Consider the following 18,374-nt stretch of genomic DNA (forward strand, 5'->3'; position numbering starts at 1 on the left):
ATATACCTTTTATAAGCTATATAGTGGTTAAGGATGGACTTAGAGGTTCTGGAATAGGTGAAAGCCTTTTAAACTTTTTAGAGGGGTATTTAAAGAAAGAAAAAAATTCTGAGTTTTTATTAAGTTCTTCAATGACTGATGCTACAAAAGCTCAAAAATGGCATATCAGAAGAGGATTTGAAGAGTGTGGATTTATTACTTCAATAAATGAAAATAACGTTGGGGAAGTATTCTTTAGAAAAAATTTATAATTACATATGTTATAAATTAAGAAAAGGATATATTTAATAAAAAATATTAAAGTATTTATGAAATGAAATAAATCAACAAAGAGCATCAATATTTAAATGATGTTCTTTGTTGATTTAAATTTACTCTATATAATTTACAAAAGCTACTCCATTATAAGTATCAATTGATTTAAAACCTATATTTTTATAAAATTCAATTGAGGAATCTTTATCCTCACTTATTAGAATCTTTTGCCTAACGTGTTTATATTCATCTAATACAGAATTAATCAAACCTCTACCAATACCATTTCCCTGATATTCAGGAAGAACTACTATATCCTGTATATATATTATAGTTAGTCCATCTCCAATAACCCTAATAAGACCTATTAATTTTTCTTCATGCCATGCTGAAATTATCTTTAATGAATTTTTAAATGCCTCTTCTAATTTTTCTAAATCTTCAGTATAGTCAAACCATCCTGCACTTTCATATAAGTAAGAAATACTTTTTATATCCTTAATCAAATCTTTTTTAAAAATCACTTTTTCTAAATTCATAATCCCTCTTTAACCAAAATAATATTTTTTTATTTATTATATTCAATGTTAATCTATATAAACTTTAAATATTTTAGATACATTATGAGTTAAATCCGAAATACCATTCACCTGAAAATCATATTCTACTTTTTCCTCTTGAAGCATAAATAAAAATATACTCAACTTATAATATCCCTTCTTTATTGTAATTAAATGTATTTTATTCTATTATAAGTAATAAAGTGATGAGAATCAATTGATTTAAATAAGTTTTTAGAATATATTTTCTAAAATAAAAAACTCTAGCTTTATAACTAGAGTTTTTTTAAAATTTATCGGATTATTTTATATTTCTGCTTCCTGGTTTTATGTAAGGCACTCCTTCTTTACATAGTGGGCAATTTTCTGCCTCAAAGCTTTCTATATCAAGTTTTATTGAACTATACATTGGGAAATCTGTTACATTGCCTGGAGTTCTATCTACTATACAAACTACTGCAACAACTTCTCCACCTTGTTCTTCAATCACCTTTGCAGCTTCCTTAAAACTCTTACCTGTAGTTACAACATCCTCTGTTATTACTACCTTTTGTCCTTTTTCTATAGTAAATCCTCTTCTTAGAGTCATTTCGCCATTTTCTCTTTCAGTAAAGATTGCAGGCTTACCTAACTGTCTTCCTAATTCGTAAGCTACTATAACTCCTCCCATAGCTGGTCCTACAACTAAGTCAAAGTCTATATCTTTTAACTGATCAGCTACAACATTTAATACTTTCTCAGCTTTTTCTGGGTATTTTAATAATTGAGCACATTGGCAATATCTATTTGAGTGTCTTCCTGATGATAATAAGAAATGTCCTTCTAATAATGCTCCAACCTCTTTTAATGTATCTATAACCATAGCGTCTGTATTTTTCATATTTAATTCCTCCAAAACTTTCTTATTTATTTTCTTAATATCTTCAAAATTACTTTTTATAAAAATCACTATATTAATATGAAGATAAATTTTGTGATTTAATAATCTTTAAAATTTATTTATAATCTTTTAGCTATTTAATCTTTTATTACTTTATGCATCCTACAATTTCATTAATATTTTTTAATCCTTCTTTTTTGCAAAAGTCTTCTAATCCTTTTATTATTTCTATACCTGCTTTAGGATTTACAAAGTTTATTGTACCTATTTGTATAGCTGATGCTCCTGCCATCATAAATTCTATGGCATCCTCTGCTGTAGAAATTCCTCCTAATCCTATTACTGGAATATCTACAGTTTTAGCAACTTCATGAACCATTCTAAGGGCTATAGGTTTTACAGCGGGGCCAGAAAGTCCTGCATACACATTGTTAAATACTGGCTTTCTATTTTTTATATCTATTGCCATTCCTTTTAATGTATTTATTAAAGAGATTGAATCTGCTCCTGCCTCTGCACATCTATATGCCATATTGCATATATTTTCAGCATTTGGTGATAATTTTACCATTAAAGGTTTATCACATATTTTTCTAACCTTAGAAACCACTTCATATGCTACATCTGATTGTATTCCAAAGGCCATTCCACCAGATTTTACATTAGGACAAGATATATTTAACTCTATCATGTCTATCTTTTCTTTATTTAAAAGAGATACTGCTTTTTCATAATCTTCTATAGTAGCTCCCCCTACATTTGCTATTATATTTGTTCCTAGTTCTAACATTTTAGGAAGTTCTACTTCTATAAATTTCTCTATTCCTGGATTTTGAAGTCCTACTGAATTCATTATTCCTTGAGGAGTTTCATATATTCTTATTCCTTCATTACCTTCTCTACTATTAAGAGTTAGTCCTTTTGAACTTATTCCTCCTAATTCTCCCACATCATAGAAGCTATTATACTCAGCTCCAAAGCCGAAAGTACCTGATGCTGCTATAACAGGGTTTTTAAAATCTACTCCATTTATAACTGTTTTTAACATACTTTTAACCCCTCCTAAATTAGAATTCAACTTCTAATCCATTAAATATTGGACCATCTTTACAAGTTCTCTTATTTCCTGACTTTGTTTTACATGTACATACTAAGCAAGCACCTACTCCACAAGCCATGTGTTTTTCCATGGAAATATACACATTAACCTTAGCTTCCCTGCACATTTCAACTACCTTCTTCATCATGATTTCCGGTCCACAGCATAGCACTGTATCATAATTTTGAAGAGGAAGAATTTCTGTTACAAATCCTTTATGTCCATGTTTTCCTGTATTTGTTGAAATTTTAACCTCGTCTACATATTCTGATATTTCATCTACTAAGTATATGTCATCTCTGAATCCACCATAGAAACCCATTTTAATATCTTTATTATTTTTTCTAAGGCTTTTTGCAAGTTCTAGCATTGGAGCTGTTCCTATACCTCCACTTACTAAGGCAACTTTTCCGTAATCTTTATTTATATCGAAACCATTTCCTAAAGGACCTATTATTTCTATTTCATCTCCAGAAATCATTTTTTTCATTTCATTTGTTCCGGCCCCAACAGTAGCATACACAAAACGTACATCATTCCCATTTACTTCACAAACACTTATTGGTCTTCCTAAGAAAGTGTTTGGAGTTTTTATCATATAAAATTGTCCTGCATTTATTTTAGCTTCATGCTCTACTACTAGTGAGTATATTCCCTCTACTAATTCAATATTTTCCTTTACTTTACCTTTGAAATATTCCATAGCCATAATCTGTCCTCCAAAGTGTTTTATCTATTTTAAAATTGCTTCTCTTATACTGTCTCTCATTGAAATGGCTTCTTTTCTAGCACATTCTGCAAAGTTTTTACTATCTTCCATAGCTTTATAGGCTAATAGTATCTTTCTTGAAGAGTTTACAATTCCACCATTTCCATTTTTAAGATAAGCTGCTACATCTTTAGCAGTTCCTCCCTGTGCACCATATCCAGGTATTAAAAATGGCATTGTATCTAATTTATCTCTCATTTCTTTTGCTTCTTCTTGATGAGTACAACCTACAACTCCACCTATTGAACTATAACCATGTTTTCCTAAATAGTTTTTTCCTAGAGTATTTAACTTTTCTCCAACTACATCATAAACTTTCTTTCCATGTCCAGCCTCTAGATACTCTATATCTTCAGCTCCTTTATTTGAAGTTCTTACTAGTACAAATACTCCTTTTTCATTTTTTTCTATATAAGGTAAGTATGGATCTATGCTATCCATTCCCATATATGGATTTAGAGTTATAAAATCACTTTCAAAATCCCCTTCAAAGTGAGCCTTTGCATACATTTTAGCCGTTGCAGCTATATCCCCTCTTTTTATATCAGCTATGATTAAAGCATTCTTTTCTCTTAAATAACTTAAAGTATTTTTGTAAGACTCTAATCCCTTAAGACCTAGGGCTTCATAATAAGCTATTTGAACTTTAAAACATGCAGATACATCTAGTGTTGCATCTATTATTTCTTTATTGAAGGCAAATAACATATCGCTTTCATTTGAAAACTTACTTTTAAATTCCTCTGGTATATAATCTAAGCTTGTATCTAGTCCAACACAAACTACTCCGTTTTTTTCTACTTTTTCAAATAATTTATCAGCTATCATATATACCTCCTAAAATTCACCCTTATAAACTATTTTTCCATTCTTTATTGTTACTACTACATCTCCATAAAACTCCATTCCATTAAATGGTGTGTTTTTACTTCTAGATACTATATCTTCTTCTTTGAATATTCTTTTCTTGTTTAAATCTATAAGAACTAAATCACCAAGAAAACCTGGTTGAAGTTTTCCTTTATTTATGTTTAATAACTTAGCAGCATTTCCACTCATTAATTGGCTTAGCTTATTTAAGCTTATGTGATTTTCTTTAACTAGCTTCGTATAACATATTGAGAAAGCTTGTTCAATTCCAATCATGCCAGGTGCTCCTTTTTCCTTATCTTCCTTTGAATGAGGAGCATGATCTGTTCCTATACAATAAACATAGTTCATTTTTATTGCCTTTATTAAGAAATTTACATCTTCTTCTTCTCTTATAGGAGGATTAACTCTATAATTACTAATCTTATTATTTAAAGCTAAGTGGTGTGGAGTTATTTCGCAAGTTACTTTAACTCCATCATTTTTTCCTTCTATTATATATTTCATAGCTTCCTTAGTACTTACATGAGACATGTGAAGTCTACAATCTACAAACTTTGCTAGTGTAATATCTCTCCATGTCATCATATTTTCAGCTAATCTCATATCAACCTTTGAAAACTCTGGGCTTTCAGCATGAGACATTACTATCCAGTTATTTTCCTTAGCTATTTTCATAGCCTCCATCATAATCTTAGAATCTGACACCCCTTTACCGTCATCTGTTATTGCCTTAACATTAGGATTGCCCTCAAATTCTCTAAGATGATTTATTTCTTCACCTGATAAATTCTTTGTTATAGAAACTGTTTGATATAAATCTACTAAGCCTACCTCTTTACCCTTATTAACCACGTAATCTAAAATTTCTTTTGAACTACAAACTGGTTTTGTGTTTGGCATTAAGGTTACTGTTGTGTATCCACCTCTCACTGCAGCCTTAGATCCACTTTCAATATCTTCTTTATATTCAAAACCTGGATCTCTAAAGTGTGCATGAGTATCTATAAATGCAGGCATAAGTACTAAGCCTTTTCCATCTAGGGTTTCACATTCTTTATTTAGTTCAGTTCCAAGTTCTTTTATTACCCCTTTTTCTATATATATATCACCAAAAAAGTTGTTGCTTTCATCTATTAAATTTACATTTTTAATTAGCAAATTCATCTTAATTATGTCCTCCTAAATTTAATGCTTTTGAAAAGTGTTTTCTGCGTTACAATAATCACAATTGTATGTATTATTCTTTTTGTCTATTAAAGTAAAGCTTTGAGGAACATATTTTTCCACTTGAGTTATACATTTTGTGTTTTTACATTTATGATTTTGTAATTCTCTATTTTTCATCCTATTACGCCTCCCCTAAAAGTTTTGCCATTAAGGCCATTCTTACATACATTCCGCATTTGGCTTGCTTAAAGTAAAATGCTCTTGAATCTTCATCTACTTCATAGGCTATTTCATTTACTCTTGGAAGAGGATGAAGAACCATCATATCTTCTTTGGCACCCTTCATTTTTGCTTCATCTAATACATATACATCTTTTAATCTTTCATACTCACTTTGATCTACAAATCTTTCTCTTTGTATTCTTGTCATGTATAAAATATCAGCTTCCTTAATTCCTTCTTCTAAACTAGTAATTTCTTTGTATTCTATATTATTTTTTTCTAAAATTTGCTCTCTAATATAATTGGGAATTCTTAGTTCTATTGGAGATATTAAGATGAATTTATTATTTTTATATCTTGAAAGTGCTTTTATAAGAGAATGCACTGTTCTACCGAATTTTAAGTCTCCACATAATGCAATTGTATTTCCTTCTAGGTTTCCTTTATATTCTTTTATTGTAAGAAGATCTGTTAATGTTTGAGTTGGATGTTGATGACCTCCATCTCCTGCATTTATAACTGGGATATCTGAATACATTGAAGCAACTTTTGCTGCTCCTTCTAAAGGATGTCTCATTGCTATAAGATCTGCATAGCAGTTTACTGTTTTAATAGTATCTCTTAAAGATTCTCCTTTAGAAACTGATGAAGAATTTGGTTCTGAGAAACCTATAACTTGTCCACCTAGTCTAAGCATTGCTGATTCAAAAGACAATCTTGTTCTAGTGCTTGGCTCATAGAAAAGTGTTGCTAGAATTTTACCATTGCATATGTTTTGATATTCTTTTGGATTTGCCATAATTTGATGTGCTAATTTGAAAATTTCATCAAATTCCTCTATTGTGAAATCTGATGGATCTAATAAGTGTTTGTTTTTTAACATAAAATTTCACTCCTTTTTAACCTCTCTGTGTTAATTTAAAGAAGAAAAGCTATATAATTTTATTAAAAAAAGTCTTCCTAAGATAAGGAAGACTTTTCACGTATAAATAAATCTTTTACGATTATAATTCAACTATATAACTTCCTTATTGACCTCTCTGGATCAAATTTAAAGGTTATTTTATTCAGCCTCTCTGGACTGCTTTTATTGTGCTTATAATACCATATTAGAAATTTTATGTCAATAATGTTTTTAATAATTATTTTATATTTTAAGTTAAAAATAAAACTTACAAACACATTTTGAGAATTTAAATCTTAGAATAATTATATATTCTCTCCACATTATTTGTAAGTTTTATTATTAAAGTTTTATAAAATACATTAAATATTAGTGCCAATTGTTCATGATGGCGTCCCAGGTCATTTTACCAGATTTTGCCAAAGTCACAGTCCCGTAGACTGAGTTAGGAATTCCACTAGACATTACTGTACAAGCAAAGTTCCCTTTTTGAGTATGAATTAAGGCCGTATCATTCTCAACTCCCTTTTTGTCTCCTGTTTTGCTTGATATATCAAACTTAAGGTTGTCTGGTATATATAAAGCTAGTTTGTTTTTAATCTGTTGTCTTGTAAGTATATCTATAAGCATTTGGGAGTTTTCTTTACTTAAGAAAGAACCCTCACTAAGTTTTTTCCAGGCTAAAGTTAAATCATAAGCTGTTGTATAATTTTCTACATCTGATTTGAAATTTCTTTCATCGGCAGTTTTTCTATTAAGCTCAGTATTTTTCATACCAAATTCCTTAATAGTTTCATTTATTTTATCCATACCGACTAAATCAATTATTTTATTTGCTGCTGTATTATCACTTTGAATTAGCATTGCTACCATAAGTTCAAATACAGTATAATCCCTCTCTCCAAACTCATGTATTATACCAGTTCCATAGACCTTATCTGAACTTTCTATTTTAACTTTATCCAAAAAGTCTATTTTGCCTTCCTCTACTTCTTTTATAAGAGCTATAGCTATAGGTAATTTCATACAACCTGCTGAAATCATTTTAACGTTTTCATTATAACCATAAGTATAACCACTCTTTAAATCCTCAAAGAAAAAGCTATACGAACCAATTCTGCTCTCTAAATATTTTTGAACTTCTTTCATAAATACCCACCAGCTTTCTTTTAATGTTGCTTTTATTGTTGCCTTGTTTAAAGTGTACCATATTTTCAGAAAATTTTGAAGTATTAATTGTAAATTTTTTCTTGTTAACGTTTAATTTTTCGCTTTAAGATACATCTTTATCCTTATGATTTACTAAGTTATAAGTGAAATTTTACTAAACAGAAAAGAAAACACTCATCAAATTAAGTATGATGAGTGTTTTTATATTATTAATCAGCGAAACTAATTCCTATACTTTTAGCAGTGTTTACTAATTCACCTTCTGGATCTACATTTTTAGTATGTCCAATTACATTTTCTAAGCTTTCATAGGATACTTTATTTCCTTTTAATGCAACCATGTTTCCAAATAAATTACTATTTATAAGTTCAACAGCTTTAACTCCATATTTAGTGGAAAGTATTCTATCATAAGTAGAGGTATTTCCCCCTCTTTGTATATGTCCAAGAACAGTGCTTCTTATTTCATGATTTTTTATTAATCCTTCTAAGTCAATAGCTAATTTGTTAGCTATTCCCCCTAATCTTATTGGGTCTGGACTATCATCAACTATTTTAGAAACAACTACTTCTCCATCTTTAGGTTTTGCTCCTTCTGCAACTACAATAATTGTAAACTGTTTTCCGGCTTCTTCTCTTTCTTTTACTTTTTCAACTATCTTGTTTATATCGTAAGGTATTTCAGGTAATAATATTACATCAGCAGAACCAGCTATTCCTGATTCTAAAGCAATCCAACCAGCGTTTCTTCCCATAACTTCTAAAAGCATTATTCTATGATGTGACTCAGCTGTAGTATGAAGTCTATCTAAAGCTTCTGTAGCTATTTCTGTGGCAGTATTAAATCCAAAGGTTACATCTGTGGCTAATAAATCGTTATCTATTGTTTTAGGAACACCTATTACATTAACACCTTTTCTTGCGAAATCTCTTGCAGAGGTTAAGGTTCCATCTCCTCCAATAACAACTAGAGCATCTACCTCTTCTTTCTTTAAGTTTTCAACACCAACATCAGAAACATCTTTTTTAACTATTTTACCATTCTCATCTTCAACTTGATAATCAAATAGGTTGTCCTTATTTGAACTATGAAGTATTGTTCCTCCTCTATGAAGTATTCCAGAAACAGAATCAAGATCCAATTTTACAAAGTCATTATTATATAGACCTCTATATCCAAATTTATAACCTATAACTTCATATCCATATTTTAAGATTGCAGTTCTAGTTACAGCTCTTATTACTGCATTTAATCCAGGACAATCTCCTCCTCCTGTTAGTATAGCTATTTTCTTAATTGGTTGCATCATATAAAATCCTCCTCCTAAACAATTTTAAACCATAGTCTGTAAGTTTTTTACAATTACCTTCTAAGTAAATGATATCATATAAAGCTTTTTTTTGAAAGTAAAATTATTTTAAAAATTTAGAAAATTATAATAATTTCAATGATATCTATGTAAAATTTGTTATTTCCTTCGATAAAAAAAGACAAGGAATTTTATCCTTGTCTTTTTTGTTAACTAATTACTTTAGTAAATATTAAAATAGCTAATACTATACCAGCAAATACTCTGTATATAGCAAAAACTCTCATAGGTTTTTTCTTTAAGTAATTTATAAACTTATCTATAACAACTAATGAAACTATAAATGCAACTATAAATCCTAAGATTAATGAGATCCAATTTGTTGCATTCATTTGAGAATAATCAAATTTAAATAGATCTAAGCCAGAAGCTCCAACCATAGCTGGTATTGCTAAGAAAAATGTAAATTCTGTAGCAACAGTTGTACTTAATCCAGAAATCCATCCTCCCATTATTGTTGATGCACTTCTTGACATTCCAGGCCATAAAGATAAACATTGGAAGCATCCAACTAGTAATGATTGTCCATATGTCATTTTATCAATATCTTTTACAATCTTACTTCTTTTAGCTCTTTTTCTAAAGTTATTTTCTATAACTATAAGTAATATACCACCTACTATAAATCCTATAGCTACAGTTTTTGTTGAAAATAAATATTCTTTTATTTCATCATGGAATAAAAGACCTAAAATAGCTGCTGGTATTGTTCCTATAATAACATTTATACCAAATCTAAAACCTGTTTCTGATTCTGCAAGTCTTTTTTCATATTTTCTTTTATCGCCTGATGTTTTTAATCCGATAAATGAAAATATGTAACATAAAAACTCAACTACTGAGCTACTTATCTTTCTCCAATATAATACTACAACTGCTAGTATGGCACCTAATTGAATAACAACTTCATACATTTCAGGAAATCCACCTGATTGCGTATTGAAGTGAATAAGGTCACCAACTAGAATCATGTGTCCTGTTGAGGAAACAGGAACAAACTCTGTAAGACCTTCAACAATTGCGATTATTAAGGCCTTAAGTATGAATAAAAAATCAATTCCCATAACTACACTCGCTTTCTAATAATTAAGTTTTACTTTTTTATTATAATTTCATTAGTTAAATTTGTCCACTTTTACATAAATATAAATAAAAGAGTATATCTAAAACTAATTTTATTAATAATTATTATAAATTATTATTACTTTATGCTTTTTATTCTAAAAGTAATTCATAATCATTTATTATTTTAAATTAGTTTTCATATACTCTTTCTTTAAATTATACAATTAAATATATTATTGATTTTCTTAATAAATCTTATTAAGCTTTTACTACTGAAAGTATTTCCTCTTCAACAGCACCTTCTTTTGGAACATAACTCTTTAATAATGTCATGTTTCCTTTTAAAGAGTATTTTCCTAAGGATGCAGGTATGAATATACTATCTCCTTTTTTAATTGCTAATTCGCCTTCTTCTGAAGTTATGATTCCTTCTCCTTCAACACATGTAAATATGAAGAATCTTTCTTTATCACTCTCTTCTTCACATACTCCATGTATATCATATTTTTCTAATGAGAAATATTCACATAGTGAAAGATAAGTTTTATCATATTGATCATATGAAACTTTTAATCCCTTAGCTTTTTCTCCTTTTAATGAGAAATCGATACAATCTAAAGCTTTTTCAACATGGATTTCTCTTCCTCTGTTATAGTCATATACTCTATAAGTTGTATCACTATTTTGTTGGATTTCAGCTATTATAACACCTTCGCATATAGCATGAACTAGTCCACTTCTTACAAAGAAAGTATCCCCTTTTTTAACTTCTACTCTATTTAAATACTGATCAAATTCACCAGTTTCTATAGCTTTAACAAATTGTTCTTTAGTACAATCCTTTGTTCCTACTATTAAATTAGCTCCTTCAAAAGCTTCAACAACATACCAAATTTCAGTTTTTCCAAGCTCTCCTTCAACTCTCATACCATATTCATCATTTGGATGAACTTGAACTGATAATTTATCCTTAGCGTTTATTAATTTTATAAGTAGAGGAAATTTCTCTTTTGATATTTCAGTACCTACTAAGTCACTTCCTAATTTATCTATTAACTCATCGAATCTTAACCCTTTATATTCACCATTTTCAACTATACTCATTCCATTTTGATGACAAGCAACATCCCAAGTTTCTCCTATCATTCCCTCTGGCATATTGTCTCTGAAAAGTTCGAAATCTCTTCCACCCCAAACTTTATCATAGTATAAGTTTTCAAATCTTATTGGATACATTTAGTATTCCCCCTAGTCTAGTTTATTTGTATAATTAATGCTACTTAATTATATCCTTCCTATATATAATACAATATTTCTACATATATTGCATTGTAAAATTTCTAGTAAGTATAGAATAAATACATTTAATTATTTAATAATAAAAAATCCCTACTTATTATTAATAAATTACTATATTGGTAAATTAAATACTTTGTGCTATACTATAATAGTTTAAGAAGATTGACTAAAAAGTAATTGTAAGGTGGTGTTTAAAATAGCTATTAAATCTTATCTAAGCATAATCTTATCTAAAATGACACAATTTATTTCAAAGAAAGTTTTTAAAGGTGGAACTAACTTTCCAGGTAAAGTAGCTTTAAAAATCGATAGAAACATTTTAAAAGTAGTTTCTAAAAATTATAAAGTTATTTTAGTTACTGGAACTAATGGAAAGACTACTACTACTTCAATGATATATAATGTCCTTAAAGGTAATGGATTAGATGTTATAACTAATGCTACTGGAGCAAATCTTTATCCAGGAATAGTTAGTACCTTCGTAGCTAATTACAAATTTTCTTCAAATAAAGAAAGATATGCAGTAATTGAAGTTGATGAAGCTAACTTAAAATTTATAACAGAGTATATAACTCCAGAAATAATAACTGTAACTAATCTCTTTAGAGATCAGTTAGATAGATATGGAGAGGTTTATACTACTCTAAATAAAATATTAGAAGGAGTTGTTAAAGTACCAAGTACTACTCTTCTTTTAAATGGAGATGAATCTTTATTAGGAAGACTTGATGTTAAAAACCCTAAAGTTTATTATGGATTCGAAGTTTCTCTAAATAAAAACAAGAATATAGAAATTAATGCTGATGCTAAGTTCTGTAAGTTCTGTAAAGAGCCTTATTCTTATAACTTTATAACATACAATCATCTTGGAAGTTTCTACTGTCCTAACTGTGGATTCAAAAGAGAAGATTTAAAATATAAAGTAGAGGAAATAGTAGAACTTACCCCTGAAAGTTCTAAGGTTGTTATAAATGGTGGTTTATTTACAATAACTCAACCTGGTACTTATAATATATACAACGGATTATGTGCTTATTCTGTTGCAAAAGAATTACATATTAATGATGAAGTTATTCAAAAATCATTTTCTAATCAAAGTTCATCCTTTGGAAGACAGGAAACAATAAAAATTGGAGATAAGGAAGCTAGAATTATCTTGGTTAAAAATCCAGCTGGATATAATCAAGCCTTAGATACTCTTCTTCTAAATTCAGAAAGCTTTGCTGCAGCATTCTTATTAAATGATAATTATGCAGATGGTAAGGATGTTTCTTGGATCTGGGATGTTGATTTTGAAAAATTAAATTCAATGGACTTAAATGAAATATTTATCTCTGGAATGAGAGCTTATGATATGGCTGTAAGATTGAAAATTGCTAATCTACCAGTTGAAAAGTTTTTAATAAAGGAAGATTTTGAAGGCTTAACAGAGGCAATCAAAAATTCTAAGGAAAACAAGGTTTATATCCTTGCAACTTATACTGCTATGATTAACTATAGAAAATACTTACATTCCAAAGGTTATATTGATAAGCTTTGGTAGTTAAAGGAGAGATTCATATGGAATTAAATATATGTCACTTATATCCTGATCTACTTAATGTTTATGGAGATGTAGGAAATATTTTAATATTAAAGCATAGAGCAAAATTGCGTGGAATCAAAGTAAATGTAATAAATGTTTCTATGGGTGATAAATTTGATAAAGATAATTACGATATAGTATTCTTTGGTGGCGGTCAAGACTTTGAGCAATCAATAGTATCTGATGACTTAATAAACCTAAAAAAAGATGTTTTAAAAGAATATGTTGAAGAAGGAAAAGTTCTTTTAGCTATCTGTGGTGGATATCAACTTTTAGGTAATTATTACACTGCCCCTACAGGAGAAAAAATAGATGGCTTAGGAATTTTAGATATATATACTGAAGGTGGAGACACTAGATTCATAGGTAACACAGTAATTCATAACGAAGAATTTGATGAAACTTATGTTGGCTTTGAGAATCACTCTGGTAGAACATTTATTGGAGATTTAAAACCTCTTGGAAAATGCATTCATGGTTATGGAAATAATGGGGAAAGTGGTTATGAGGGATGTATTTATAAAAATACTTTCTGTACATACTTCCACGGATCACTTTTATCTAAGAATCCAGAGCTTGCAGATAGAATTTTAACATTAGCTCTTAGTAATAAATATGATGATATTTCATTATCACCTTTAGATGATACCTTTGAAATTAAAGCTAAGAATGTTATGATAGATAGATTAAATAATGAAAATAAGTAATTTTTTAAAAACAGAGATTTTTCTCTGTTTTTTCTATTTTTTATTTTTATTTTTTTTATTTTAATAATCATTTACGAGTATATTATTTAAGATAATACTTTATATGTAAAAAATATATATACTATTTAATTTGTAAAAGGAATTGTAAGGAACTAATTAATCTTATTTCCACTTATTATTTTACTAAATATACACAAGCTATAATTGAAAAAATTTTAAAGGTGGTGTTATTTATGAAACATAATGCAAAGGATAATTTTAGACTTGCTATTGATGAACTTTGTTCTTGCCAAAATCACTTAAATAATGCATATATGAACTTAAAGGAAGAAGAAAATAAAACAGAAGTACATGCAGCCTTAAAAACAGTTGCTAGTGCTATAGAACATGCTCAAAATAATTATAATAATTATGAAGATTAATATTAAGGAGTGTTAGTTATGGGAGACTCAAATAAAAATATAAAAAGAGAACTTAATTTGGCAGTTAAAAATGCTCTTCATGCTCAAGAATATATAAATTTAGCTTTAAATACAGTTGAAAAGAATGAAAACAAACAACTTATTCAAAATACATTAAATAATATAAATAAATCTGTAGATATGACAAAAACTTCATTCTATGGATTTAAAGAATAAAATAAATTTTAACTATATAACTAAACATAAAATATAAATAAAGTGAGGTAAAACTGCCTCACTTTATTTTAACTAAATATTTTCTTTCAAAAAACTTTGGATTATAAGACATTTTTGATTTTTTTAATCCTAATATCCCTAAATCCTCTTCTCTATTAACATATTTTAAATCTAAAAAATAATTTTTTAATAGTTCATTATTTATAAAAGCATAGGCTCCTTTGAATTCTTTTAAACACTTCTCCACATGAACTATATATGTGCTATCATTAAATCTCTCCCCTATAGAAATTCCTATTAATTTATTGTCCACATAAAGTTTTATTAAATCTAAGTCTAATTGGCCTAAATAATTTATTAAATTTCTTGTTCCATCTATTTCAGCTAAAAACTCCTCATCCATTTCTTTATTTTCTAAATACCATTTATCTAAAAATTCTAAGCATTCTTCCCTTTCTTTATTATCTAAAAAACTTTTAAAAAATGCTGTTTTATAATTATAGTTTTTAATAAACTGATTATATTTATTTCTTTTCTTTCTAAATTTTCTTCCTGATAAATTTCTTAAATCATCAAAGTTATATACATAATCAAAGTTATTTATTTCTTCCTCAAAAATTAAATTTTCTTTATATATATCTTCTAACCTATTAAGAAAATTTATGCTTACATCTCCAAATAACCATTTACTCTTTTCTTTTTTTCTTATGGATTCTAAATAGTCAATAATATTTATTAAAGAATTATCATCTATATCCCCTAAAGGCTCCATAAAAAATTTACCATTATTTTTATCATATTTTTTAATAATAAAAATATTATTTACTATATCATATTCTATATCATTAAAGTCTTTCCACATAAAAAGTGTAGCAAAAGAATATTCACAGCTTAGGAATTTGTTTTTATCTATATATTGGTAGTAAAGAGATTTATCTTTTAAAGTAATTTTTTTAAACATAACTCCTCTTTAAATTTATAGCTTATTAAATATAATATGAAAAATCCCTCAGAGTTGTATATTTTTTCAATATTTTATATTATAATTAAAGAAGGTTAATATAAAATCTACTAAACATAAAATTTTTTTACTACATAATTAAAACTATTTGAATAAAGCAAATTATGTAAAATCTACACATTTTATTTATATTTATTTGTTAAGTTATACTCGTATAGTTTTATAATATTAATTAATAATAGTTGAGGTAATAAAGGTGAGAAGTAAGAGAATAAAAAAATTAAATTCAAAAAAGGTAGCACTACAAATTTCACTAGTACTTATAGCTTTATTCTTAATTTTAATTTCTGTAGTTTTATTTAAAACTTATTCTAGTAAAAATGTTACTTATGAAGGAATTTATGTTGAAAACATTAATGTGTCAAATTTAAATGAGAAAGATTTAAAGGAAAAATTAAATGAGCACTACTCTGATTTATTAAATAATTTTAAAATAACATTTAATTATAAAGACAATTTTAATGAAACTTTTTCAGCAAAAGATTTAGGATTTTTCTTTGATATTAATGATTTATCTAATCAGGTTTTTTCTTTCGGAAAAAATAGCAATATATTTTCTAATACAATAGAAAGATTAAAGTTAAAATCTAATCCTAAATATTTTCAGTTTAAACCTGAATCAAATTCAGAGGTTTTAAGTGAAAAACTTTCTGAAATAAGTAATAAAATCAATAAAGAAAAGGTTGAACCAACTATTTCTTTTTCAAATGATTCTATATCAGCAACTAAAGAACAAATTGGGTACAAGCTTGACTTAGAAAAGCTTACTTCTGAAATAGTTAATGATTTAAATAATAGTCATGATAGTCTAAATTGTACTATTAATATACCTGTGGAAGAAATAAAACCTAAATTAACTCAAGAAACTGTTAATAACATGGTTATTTTAGGCTCATATACTACTAAACTTCCTAGTTTAACAGGTGGACGTACTAAAAATATTAGCAATTATTTAAGTAAGCTTAATGGTACTATATTAATGCCAGGAGATATTTTTTCTGCTGATAAAGAAGGAGAAGATAGAACTGAAAGTAATGGTTATACTTATGCCCCTGGTTATATTGGAAACAAAGTAGTAGATATATTAGCCGGTGGAATATGTCAAGGAGTTACAACTCTTTATAACTCAGTATTATATGCTGACTTAAAAATAGTTGAGAGAGCTCCTCATAGCCTTCCAGTAACTTATGCTCCTATAGGTAGAGATGCTACTATGGCAAGTGGAGTTATTGACTTTAAGTTTCAAAATAATATGAATAATCCAGTTATTGTTCAAACTTATATAACTTCTTCTGGACAAGTTAAGTCTAACATTTGGGGTATAAAAGAAGACCCAGGAAAAGAAATAGTTATATCTGTAGATCAACATGGACCTAAATCATCAACAACTTATAAGGAAACTTATGAAAATGGAGTATTAGTAAAAAAAGAAGTGTTATCAAAGGACAAATACAATTAAAATAAAGGAAGCCAATTAATTGGCTTCCTTTATTTTAATTTATATTCTATTTAAGCTTATCTTCTTTTCTTAATTTTTGTAGTAATTCATTGTATCTCTTATGTTTCATATTAGGGAATGCTTTTAAAAGTCTTCTTTGAAGAATATTATTTCTTCTTAGAGATTTAGCTCTATTTAACATTTCTTCTTTTAAATTAGCCTCACGCTTAAATTTGTTCATAGTAAGTTCTAATTCTTTCTCGGTCTTATCTATAAAGGAAATTCCAAACTCCTCAAACTCCTTAGATAAATCTTGAAGATTGTGTAATTTTGAATTTAACTTAATCATAGCTTGTACTGTTACTACAAAATCAATAACAATTAGAGCTGCTAAAATTATTGTTACAATAAAAACTATCTTTTCTGGAAATTTACTAACAAAATCAACTATAATAGGATTTATAAACTCAACTAATATAACTGATAATATACCAAATAGTGTGGAATTAAGTAAGCACACTCTTCCATGAATATTAAACTTGTGTTTTGAATAATCCCACCACTTAGTATGGAATATTGCTTCTAATAAAAAAGAGGTAATATACTCTAAAACTGATGTAATTATTATTCCTAATATAAATACTAATATTATATTACTTTTATACATATCTAAAAATGTTAAAACAAAAAAAGCTCCAAATCCGTATACAGGGCATAATGGCCCATTTAAAAAGCCTCTATTTGTAAACTTGTGATCTATTATATAACAATATATAACTTCACAGCACCATCCTAAAAAGCTATATATTATTATATACAAAATATTATATATAATGTTTTCCATAACTATAAAAAGAGAATTCCTCTCTTTTTAACTCACTTCCTTTCATAGTTTACTGATTATTTAGTATATTCTCTGCTTCAGGAGAAGCTATTTCCATGCCATATATGCCTAAGTCATTTACTGCTGTAATATTTACTACTACTTTTCCCTCGGATCCTTTTTGAAAATAACCTGCTAATATTTCTTTATGAGAATCTCCTAAAATATCTGTATAATACATAACTAAAGAACCATTTCCCTCTGCTTTTACCTTTACTTCCTCTGAACCACCTGCTTTTATACTTGGTACACTAATATTTTTACTATTATTGCTATAACTTATTTGTAAACCACTTATTTCTTTATTAGTCTTATTATTAATAATGACTTTATATGTAGATTGGTTACTAAAAAAATAAAATCCTACTCCTATTAATACTATCAATATAACACCTAGAATAATTAATGTTTTTTTCTTCATATGCTACACTCTCCATTTTATTATTGTTAAAATAATTATACTACATAA

General features: G+C 27.7%; 21 protein-coding genes. 6 read left to right on the forward strand and 15 right to left on the reverse strand.

Annotated elements, in window-relative coordinates:
- Nucleotides 1-11: 11 nt before the first annotated feature.
- A complete protein-coding gene (locus tag GOM42_RS06960; RefSeq protein ID WP_333494079.1) occupies nt 12-251 on the forward strand; it encodes a hypothetical protein in 240 nt (79 codons plus the stop codon).
- Between the two features lie 120 nt (nt 252-371).
- Here the strand turns inward: GOM42_RS06960 and GOM42_RS06965 are convergent, their stop codons facing one another.
- The 12 genes from GOM42_RS06965 to manA form a co-directional block, all read right to left on the reverse strand.
- The gene (locus GOM42_RS06965) at nt 372-794 is read right to left on the reverse strand and encodes a GNAT family N-acetyltransferase (protein ID WP_011590684.1); all 423 of its coding nucleotides are present in this window, start codon (nt 792-794) and stop codon (nt 372-374) included.
- 322 nt (nt 795-1,116) lie between these two features.
- On the reverse strand, nt 1,117-1,695 hold the full coding sequence (gene pyrE / locus GOM42_RS06970; protein ID WP_110077448.1) for an orotate phosphoribosyltransferase: 579 nt from the start codon (nt 1,693-1,695) through the stop codon (nt 1,117-1,119).
- 148 nt (nt 1,696-1,843) lie between these two features.
- Nucleotides 1,844-2,743 carry a dihydroorotate dehydrogenase gene (locus tag GOM42_RS06975; RefSeq protein WP_011590685.1) on the reverse strand — a complete coding sequence of 300 codons (900 nt, stop codon included), beginning with the start codon at nt 2,741-2,743 and terminating at the stop codon, nt 1,844-1,846.
- A 19-nt stretch (nt 2,744-2,762) separates the two neighbouring features.
- Nucleotides 2,763-3,503 (reverse strand): dihydroorotate dehydrogenase electron transfer subunit, encoded by a 741-nt coding sequence (locus GOM42_RS06980; RefSeq protein WP_011590686.1) that lies wholly within the window; start codon nt 3,501-3,503, stop codon nt 2,763-2,765.
- Between the two features lie 24 nt (nt 3,504-3,527).
- Nucleotides 3,528-4,391 carry an orotidine-5'-phosphate decarboxylase gene (gene pyrF / locus GOM42_RS06985; protein WP_011590687.1) on the reverse strand — a complete coding sequence of 288 codons (864 nt, stop codon included), beginning with the start codon at nt 4,389-4,391 and terminating at the stop codon, nt 3,528-3,530.
- Nucleotides 4,392-4,400: 9 nt separating this feature from the next.
- Nucleotides 4,401-5,600: a dihydroorotase gene (locus tag GOM42_RS06990; protein WP_011590688.1), complete on the reverse strand. Its 1,200-nt coding sequence runs from the start codon at nt 5,598-5,600 to the stop codon at nt 4,401-4,403.
- 21 nt (nt 5,601-5,621) lie between these two features.
- Nucleotides 5,622-5,780, reverse strand: a complete 159-nt coding sequence (locus tag GOM42_RS06995; RefSeq protein ID WP_041702664.1) for an aspartate carbamoyltransferase — start codon at nt 5,778-5,780, stop codon at nt 5,622-5,624.
- A gap of 4 nt (nt 5,781-5,784) precedes the next feature.
- Nucleotides 5,785-6,708, reverse strand: a complete 924-nt coding sequence (gene pyrB / locus GOM42_RS07000; protein ID WP_003453538.1) for an aspartate carbamoyltransferase — start codon at nt 6,706-6,708, stop codon at nt 5,785-5,787.
- Between the two features lie 390 nt (nt 6,709-7,098).
- Nucleotides 7,099-7,878: a serine hydrolase gene (locus GOM42_RS07005; RefSeq protein ID WP_003456515.1), complete on the reverse strand. Its 780-nt coding sequence runs from the start codon at nt 7,876-7,878 to the stop codon at nt 7,099-7,101.
- A 230-nt stretch (nt 7,879-8,108) separates the two neighbouring features.
- On the reverse strand, nt 8,109-9,209 hold the full coding sequence (locus GOM42_RS07010; RefSeq protein WP_025647569.1) for a 6-phosphofructokinase: 1,101 nt from the start codon (nt 9,207-9,209) through the stop codon (nt 8,109-8,111).
- 209 nt (nt 9,210-9,418) lie between these two features.
- Nucleotides 9,419-10,333: an undecaprenyl-diphosphate phosphatase gene (locus GOM42_RS07015; RefSeq protein ID WP_011590690.1), complete on the reverse strand. Its 915-nt coding sequence runs from the start codon at nt 10,331-10,333 to the stop codon at nt 9,419-9,421.
- A 259-nt stretch (nt 10,334-10,592) separates the two neighbouring features.
- Entirely contained in the window at nt 10,593-11,570 is a 978-nt protein-coding gene (manA, locus tag GOM42_RS07020) for a mannose-6-phosphate isomerase, class I (RefSeq protein ID WP_003462511.1), read from the reverse strand.
- A gap of 250 nt (nt 11,571-11,820) precedes the next feature.
- On the opposite strand from manA, the gene GOM42_RS07025 reads away from it, so the two are divergent.
- From GOM42_RS07025 to GOM42_RS07040, 4 genes are all read left to right on the forward strand, one after another.
- A complete protein-coding gene (locus GOM42_RS07025) occupies nt 11,821-13,176 on the forward strand; it encodes a Mur ligase family protein (protein WP_011590691.1) in 1,356 nt (451 codons plus the stop codon).
- A gap of 17 nt (nt 13,177-13,193) precedes the next feature.
- Nucleotides 13,194-13,925: a type 1 glutamine amidotransferase gene (locus GOM42_RS07030; RefSeq protein ID WP_003453555.1), complete on the forward strand. Its 732-nt coding sequence runs from the start codon at nt 13,194-13,196 to the stop codon at nt 13,923-13,925.
- 233 nt (nt 13,926-14,158) lie between these two features.
- The gene (locus tag GOM42_RS07035; protein WP_003481264.1) at nt 14,159-14,347 is read left to right on the forward strand and encodes a VWA domain-containing protein; all 189 of its coding nucleotides are present in this window, start codon (nt 14,159-14,161) and stop codon (nt 14,345-14,347) included.
- Between the two features lie 18 nt (nt 14,348-14,365).
- Nucleotides 14,366-14,563, forward strand: coding sequence for a hypothetical protein (locus GOM42_RS07040; protein WP_003456426.1), 198 nt, complete (start codon nt 14,366-14,368; stop codon nt 14,561-14,563).
- Nucleotides 14,564-14,621: 58 nt separating this feature from the next.
- On the opposite strand, the gene GOM42_RS07045 is transcribed toward GOM42_RS07040, so the two are convergent.
- Nucleotides 14,622-15,524 (reverse strand): phosphatidylglycerol lysyltransferase domain-containing protein, encoded by a 903-nt coding sequence (locus tag GOM42_RS07045; protein WP_011590692.1) that lies wholly within the window; start codon nt 15,522-15,524, stop codon nt 14,622-14,624.
- Between the two features lie 256 nt (nt 15,525-15,780).
- Here GOM42_RS07045 and GOM42_RS07050 point away from each other — a divergent pair, with 256 nt between their 5' ends.
- Entirely contained in the window at nt 15,781-17,043 is a 1,263-nt protein-coding gene (locus tag GOM42_RS07050; protein WP_003467177.1) for a VanW family protein, read from the forward strand.
- Between the two features lie 46 nt (nt 17,044-17,089).
- Here the strand turns inward: GOM42_RS07050 and GOM42_RS07055 are convergent, their stop codons facing one another.
- The gene (locus GOM42_RS07055; RefSeq protein WP_011590693.1) at nt 17,090-17,866 is read right to left on the reverse strand and encodes a putative ABC transporter permease; all 777 of its coding nucleotides are present in this window, start codon (nt 17,864-17,866) and stop codon (nt 17,090-17,092) included.
- Nucleotides 17,867-17,915: 49 nt separating this feature from the next.
- Entirely contained in the window at nt 17,916-18,326 is a 411-nt protein-coding gene (locus GOM42_RS07060) for a hypothetical protein (protein ID WP_003453591.1), read from the reverse strand.
- Nucleotides 18,327-18,374: the final 48 nt, after the last annotated feature.

The organism is Clostridium sp. 16K-1-R1 (assembly GCF_023921145.1).
Lineage (GTDB): Bacteria > Bacillota > Clostridia > Clostridiales > Clostridiaceae > Sarcina > Sarcina perfringens.